This is a genomic window from Puniceibacterium antarcticum, from assembly GCF_002760615.1.
GTDB classification, from domain to species: domain Bacteria; phylum Pseudomonadota; class Alphaproteobacteria; order Rhodobacterales; family Rhodobacteraceae; genus Puniceibacterium; species Puniceibacterium antarcticum.
In genome coordinates, this window is the sequence record NZ_AWWI01000049.1 from 39,607 (window position 1) to 46,184 (window position 6,578).

At 58.3% G+C, this 6,578-nt stretch carries 6 protein-coding genes; 4 read left to right on the forward strand and 2 right to left on the reverse strand.

The genetic code is table 11. From position 1 onward, the window contains the following. Positions 1-152: 152 nt before the first annotated feature. From P775_RS06535 to P775_RS29370, 4 genes are read left to right on the forward strand one after another with little or no spacing between them, the layout of a single operon-like run. On the forward strand, positions 153-1,040 hold the full coding sequence (locus tag P775_RS06535) for an ExeA family protein (RefSeq protein ID WP_099910223.1): 888 nt from the start codon (positions 153-155) through the stop codon (positions 1,038-1,040). Positions 1,041-1,043: 3 nt separating this feature from the next. After that, positions 1,044-2,642, forward strand: a complete 1,599-nt coding sequence (locus P775_RS06540; RefSeq protein ID WP_099910224.1) for a GumC family protein — start codon at positions 1,044-1,046, stop codon at positions 2,640-2,642. A 9-nt stretch (positions 2,643-2,651) separates the two neighbouring features. After that, the gene (locus P775_RS06545) at positions 2,652-3,470 is read left to right on the forward strand and encodes a CpsD/CapB family tyrosine-protein kinase (RefSeq protein ID WP_099910225.1); all 819 of its coding nucleotides are present in this window, start codon (positions 2,652-2,654) and stop codon (positions 3,468-3,470) included. Between the two features lie 21 nt (positions 3,471-3,491). Next, the gene (locus P775_RS29370) at positions 3,492-4,034 is read left to right on the forward strand and encodes an acyltransferase (protein WP_099910226.1); all 543 of its coding nucleotides are present in this window, start codon (positions 3,492-3,494) and stop codon (positions 4,032-4,034) included. 33 nt (positions 4,035-4,067) lie between these two features. Here P775_RS29370 and P775_RS06555 read toward each other — a convergent pair whose 3' ends face one another. Beyond that, entirely contained in the window at positions 4,068-5,096 is a 1,029-nt protein-coding gene (locus P775_RS06555; RefSeq protein ID WP_099910227.1) for an SDR family NAD(P)-dependent oxidoreductase, read from the reverse strand. A gap of 11 nt (positions 5,097-5,107) precedes the next feature. Beyond that, positions 5,108-6,274, reverse strand: a complete 1,167-nt coding sequence (locus tag P775_RS06560; RefSeq protein ID WP_099910228.1) for a nucleotide sugar dehydrogenase — start codon at positions 6,272-6,274, stop codon at positions 5,108-5,110. Between the last annotated feature and the right edge of the window lie 304 nt (positions 6,275-6,578).

Below are 6,578 nucleotides of genomic sequence, written 5' to 3' on the forward strand. Positions count from 1 at the left end.
TATCTGGATTATGCGGTCGCAGGCTGCGTCTCGCGCTTGTCCGGAGGTATTATACAAGGTAGGTGAAACAAACCCTGTTTGGTCTTAAGTTACGGTCACAGTTTAACGCGTTCACTGAGGTATAAGGTTCTGCGACAGATTTCAGGCTTGGCATGAACAGCACTCTCGACATTTACACCGCCTACTTCAAGCTTTCGGAAAGACCCTTTTCGCTGGTACCGGATCCGGACTTCCTGTTCTGGTCTGATCAGCACAAGCGGGCCTATGCCATGCTTGAATATGGTATAATGACCCGTGCCCCGATCACTCTGATCACTGGAGAGGTTGGAGCGGGCAAGACCACGTTGTTGCACCATTTGCTGCGCTCAATCGGTGAAGATGTGCGCATAGGGCTGATCGCCAATGCCCATGGTGATCGGGGCGAGTTGCTGCGCTGGGTGCTGCAATCGCTGGACCAGCCAGCCGGGGCGCAGGATAGCTATGTCGATCTGTTCGGACGGTTCCAGACCTTCCTGATCGCTGAATATGCTGCGGGACGGCGGGTCATTTTGATTTTCGACGAAGCGCAGAACATGTCGCGCGAATCGCTGGAAGAGCTGCGGATGTTCACCAACATAAACGCCAACAAGGATGAGCTGCTGCAGCTGGTGCTGGTGGGGCAGCCGGAACTGCGCGACATGATACATCGCCCAGACCTACGTCAGTTTGCACAGCGGGTGTCGTCGGCCTTTCATCTGTCGACGATGGATGCGGACACGGTGCAGAAATACATCATCCATCGGCTGATGGTGGCCGGAGCCAAAACAGAGATCTTTACCCCTGAGGCCTGCGTGCTGATCGTCGCGGCGACGGGTGGCGTGCCGCGGCTGATCAACCAGCTGTGCGATCTTGCGATGGTCTATGCTTTCACCCGGGACGAACAGAAGGTGACAGCGGTGACGGTGCAGCAGGTGCTGGATGACGGCGTGTTTTTCCCCAGCCAGACAACGGCGGCAGTGCTGGTTCTGGAACAGCATCAGAAGATAAAGGCGGACGAGTAAATCATGGACCTGAAGTTCTATCTTTCCCTGTTTCTGCGACGCCTGCACTGGTTCCTGCTGTTTCTGGTGATTGGCTCTACCATCGGTCTGACCCTCGCCAAGGTTCTGCCGCCGGTTTACGTCGCCAAGGCGCGGCTGCTGGTGGAATCCGAACAGATCCCCGATGATCTGGCGGCTTCGACCGTCAAGACCGAAGCCACCGAACAGCTTGAAATCATCCAGCAAAGGATCCTGACCCGGGACACGCTGCTCGAGATGGCCAACCGCCTGCAGGTCTATGCGCCCCAGTCGGGACAGTCGCAGCAGGCTTTGGATGCCGACAGCCTGGTCGAAGACATGCGTAAGCGGATTTCGATTGTTACCACAGGAGGAACGGTTGCGCGCGGCCCGGCGCGCGCAACCTTGGTTGCCGTCAGTTTCGAGGCGCCCTCAGCAAGCCTGGCTGCCAGCGTTACCAACGAGCTTGTCACACAGATCCTGCGCGAGGATGTGGCCATGCGGACGCGTGTCGCCCGCCAGACGCTGGAATTCTTCGAGCAGGAAGTGGCACGTCTGGACAAGGAACTTGCGCAGCGTGGCGCCACGATCCTGTCCTTCAAGGAGAAAAACCAGGAGGCCCTGCCCGACAGTCTTGATTTCCGGCGTACGCAGCAAGCTGCCAGCCAGGAGCGTCTGCTCCAGCTTGAACGGGAGGCCGCGTCTCTGAAAGACCGTCGCAGCCGCGTTGTCAGCCTGCGCGAAACGACCAACTCCATGCAAGGCACCACCCCGTTTCAGGACCAGAGTCCTGAACAAAGGCAGCTGCAAAGCCTTCGGGACGAACTGTCCGGACTCAGGGCGGTTTTGTCCTCCGAAAACCCCAAGATCAAACTGCTTGAAACGCGCATCGCCGCGGTAGAGGCGGTGGTCGAGAACCAGATTGCCCGTGCCGGGGTGTCTGGTGACGGCGCGCCGATGAGCCTGTATGATGTCGAATTGGCGGATATAGACGGCCAGCTTGATTTCAACGCTGCACAAAGGGCCCAAGTGGAGGCAACGCTTGCAGATCTTGCCAACTCGATCGAGGCAACGCCGGGAAATGCGATCACACTCGATACGCTCGAACGCGACTATGCCAACGTGCGCACGCAATATGATCAGGCTGTGGCAAACAAGGCCCGCGCTGAAACCGGTGACGTGATCGAGGCGCTGTCCAAGGGGCAGCGGATTTCAGTCATCGAGCAGGCGGTGGTCCCACAGGAACCCGAACGCCCCAACCGTGCCATGATCGCGGCCGGCGGGGTTGGTGGTGGCATTGCGTTGGGTCTGGGTATGGTGGTGCTGCTGGAACTGTTGAATGCAGGGATCCGCCGACCTGCCGATCTGACCGCAAAGTTGGGGATCCAGGCCTTTGCGACGCTGCCTTACTACCGCACTCGCCATGAGGTGCTGCGCCGCCGCAGTCTGATCATTATCATCCTGGGTACCTTTCTGATAGGAATTCCCATTACGCTCTGGGCGGTGGACACATGGTATATGCCGCTGGACCAGCTTCTGAATGCTGTTGGACGGCGTATCGGTCTGGCAAATCTCGCTTTGCCAACGTCGGCTGCGCAGGCCTGAGGGGAAGATATGGACAAGATACAAAGCGCCATCGCAAAGGCACGTGCCGCCCGCGGGAACGCCCCGTCCTCTGGCAGTCGAGCATCGGAGCCACCACGGGAACCCTCTGGGGATGTCAGGGCCGCCTGGCAGGCGCTGCCCGGGCTGACGCTGAGCGGCGATCAGATGGAACGAAAACGTATTGTCGCCTTCCGGGGCGGTAGCACAGCGACAGATGTCGACATGATGCGCACGCGTGTGCTGCAGCAGATGCGGGCCAACAACTGGCGCCGACTGGCCATCACCTCGCCTTCTGCGGGCTGCGGCAAAAGTACGGTGGCGCTCAACTTGGCCTTCAGCCTAGCGCGTCAGCCCGATCTGCATACACTACTGCTCGAACTTGATCTGCGGCGGCCCAGGCTTGGCAGCACCTTGGACGTGAGACGTGACATCAGCTTTGCAGCGGTGCTGGAAGGGACGGAGCCGTTCGAGAAGAACGCGATGCGTCATGGCGACAATCTCGCGATTGCGACCAATCCTGGCCCCAGCCGCAATCCGGCCGAACTGCTGAATGGCCCGCATGTGGCAGAGGTGCTGGCTGAGATCGAAGCGCGCTATGATCCGACGCTGACGATCTTTGACATGCCGCCAATGCTGATGACCGACGATACGATGGCCTTTGTCGGTCAGGTCGACTGCGTGCTTCTTGTCGCGGCGGCCGAGACGACCACAATAAAGGAAATCGATCTGTGCGAACGTGAACTGGCCAGCCAGACGAACGTGATGGGCGTGATTCTGAATAAATGCCGTTATATGGGTCAGGAATACGGTTACGGTTATCACGACTGAGCCGAAAACAGGGACGGGGATATGGCATTGGAAAAAAATGGCCTGATGACGCGGCTGGGGCGTGTCCTACGGTCTTTCGTCCATCCCCAAGTACTGATCCATCCCTTCCGGATACTGCATTACTACGGCTACAGCCATGCGCTTCAGCGTCCTCGCTTGACGATGGGCCGGGATGTGCGGCTGGCGCCAAACAGCTCTTTTCGCAACGGTGAAAGGATCGCGCTTGGTGAAAAGGTACAGGTGGGGGAATACTGCGCCCTCTGGGCCGGACGCAGCAGCAGCTGGATCCGCGTGGGGGCCCGCACGACCTTTGGTCCGGGGTGTTTCATAACCGCTGCCGATTATGGGCTGGCGGCAGATCAGCGGATCACGGATCAGGACATGGTCGAACGGGACGTGATCATCGGTGCGGACTGCTGGATCGGAACAAAGGCGGTCATCACGGCTGGCGTTACGCTGGGCGATGGCTGCGTGATCGGCGCGGGGTCGGTGGTGACCAAAGATGTGCCTGCAGGGGCCATTGCGGCTGGAATCCCTGCCAAGGTCATCCGCATGCGTACATGAGCTTGTGCTGGAGCCTGTAAGCGCTGGTACGCCTTACGACGAAGCGCCCGCCTCGTTCGGGCGGTAATAGTCGCGGTACCAAGCGACGAACTTGGCCACGCCCTCCGCCACATCCGTGCCGGGTCTATAGTCCGTCAGCGTTTGCAGAAGCGTTGCATCCGCCCAAGTGGCGGGCACATCCCCCGGCTGCATGGGCATCAAATTGCGAGTCGCCGACATGCCAGTCGCGGCCTCGATTGCGGCAATAAAATCCAGCAGCTGCACAGCATTGGAATTTCCGATGTTGACGACACGGTGCGGTGCTACGGGAGAGAGGCTGTCGCCGTCGGGCACGATGCCATCCTGGGGCCGCTCGGGAACCGCGTTCATCAGCAGCCGGATCGCATGCACCAGATCGTCGATATAGGTGAAATCCCGCTTCATGTCGCCGTGGTTGTAGACATCAATCGGCTTGCCTTCGAGCACCGCCTTGGTGAACTTGAACAGGGCCATGTCCGGACGCCCCCAGGGCCCGTAGACGGTGAAAAAACGGAACATCGTGATCGGGAGATCAAATAGATGCGCATAGCTGTGCGCCATGTTCTCCATTGCTTTCTTGGTGGCGGCGTAGAAGGACATCTGGTGGTCCGCCTTGTCGGTTTCTCTGTAGGGCATCTGCGTGTTGGCGCCGTAAGCCGAAGAGGTCGAGGCCAGCAGCATGTGTGTGGGCGGATAGGCCCGGGCCGCTTCGAGGATTTCGAAGGCACCGGTGATGTTGCTTTCCAGATAGGAGCGCGGATTTTCGATCGAATACCGCACCCCCGCCTGCGCCGCGAGGTGTACGACGTAATCCGGCCGATGTTCCTCGAACAGGCTCATGACTAGCCCCGGCTCTTCGACACGCCCGATCACCGGAGTGAACGCTTCACCTGCGAGCATGGCGTGCCGCGCCTCCTTGAGCGAGATATCGTAATAATCAGTCAGTGCATCCAGGCCGACAACGCGAAAACCATCCGCCAGCAGTCTCTTGCAGAAATGATATCCAATGAAGCCTGCGGATCCGGTGACAAGCACTGTCTGCATGGTCAAATCCCTCAATCCCCGCCGAACAGATCGCGGGTGAAGACTTTGTCTTTTACGTCTGCAATGTCGTCGGTCAACCGGTTGGCCACGATCAGATCCGCCTCGGCCTTGAAGGCCGCGAGATCCGCGATCACGCGCGATTTGAAAAACTCTGTCTCCTCAAGCACCGGTTCATAGACGATGACTTCGATGCCTTTGGCTTTCAGGCGCTTCATGATTCCCTGAATGGAGCTTTGGCGAAAGTTGTCTGACCCCGCCTTCATCACCAGCCGATAGATGCCCACAACCTTGGGGCTGCGCAGCAGGATCTGGTCGGACAGAAAGTCTTTGCGCGTGCGGTTCGCATCGACAATGGCGCGGATGAGGTTCTGCGGCACCTGATCGTAATTCGCCAGAAGCTGCTTGGTGTCCTTGGGCAGGCAGTAGCCGCCATAGCCGAAGGAGGGGTTGTTGTAATGCCCGCCGATGCGGGGATCGAGGCTGATACCGTCGATGATCTGGCGTGAATTCATTCCGCCAGCCATCGCATAGCTGTCCAGCTCGTTGAAGAACGCCACCCGCATCGCGAGATAGGTGTTGGCGAACAGCTTGATGGCCTCGGCCTCGTCCGGATCCGTGAACAGCACATTCACATCCGTCTTTTCGGACCCTTCGAGCAAGAGATCGGCAAAGATCCGGGCCCGTTCGGAACGCTCGCCCACTATGATCCGCGAGGGATGCAGATTGTCATAGAGCGCACGGCCCTCGCGCAGGAATTCCGGGCTGAAGATCACCTGATCCGTCTCCATTTCCCGTCTGATGTGGCGGACATAGCCGACGGGGATCGTCGATTTGATGACGATGGTGGCCTTTGGGTTGACGGCCATCACATCCGAGATCACCGTCTCGACGCTGGATGTGTCAAAATAATTGTTCTGTGAATCATAGTTTGTGGGCGTTGCTACGATCACGTATTCGGCGTCGGCATAGGCTGATGCGGCGTCTGTTGTGGCTTTGAGCTGCAAAGGACGGTTGGCCAAAAAATCCTCAAGCTCGCTATCCACGATGGGGGACTTGCCGACATTGACCATCTTCACCCTGGCTTCGGAGATATCTACCGCCATCACGGGATGGTTCTGCGCCAGAAGGACGGCGTTCGAAAGGCCGACATAGCCGAGGCCTGCAATTGCAATCTTCATGTCCCATGCCTCCTAGCATCGACTGAGTAGGATTTTTCTAATGTTGTGATAAGCTTAAGTTGTCACAGCCAATACATGCACCCAGTCTGTATAGACACAACTACCGGTGACCGCAATTGCACACCTCCATCATATCTTGCCGGCTCTGATGGGCATCGATGATGTGATTGCCCCCCCGTCGGCATTGATGTGCCATATGTGGACGGCCCTCTCCTCGCAAGAACTCTTTGATGAATTTGATTGGCTTTGTTGATGGCGTGGATGCCCCTCCTGACGGCATCGCAATGTGCCATTGTGGTGAGTG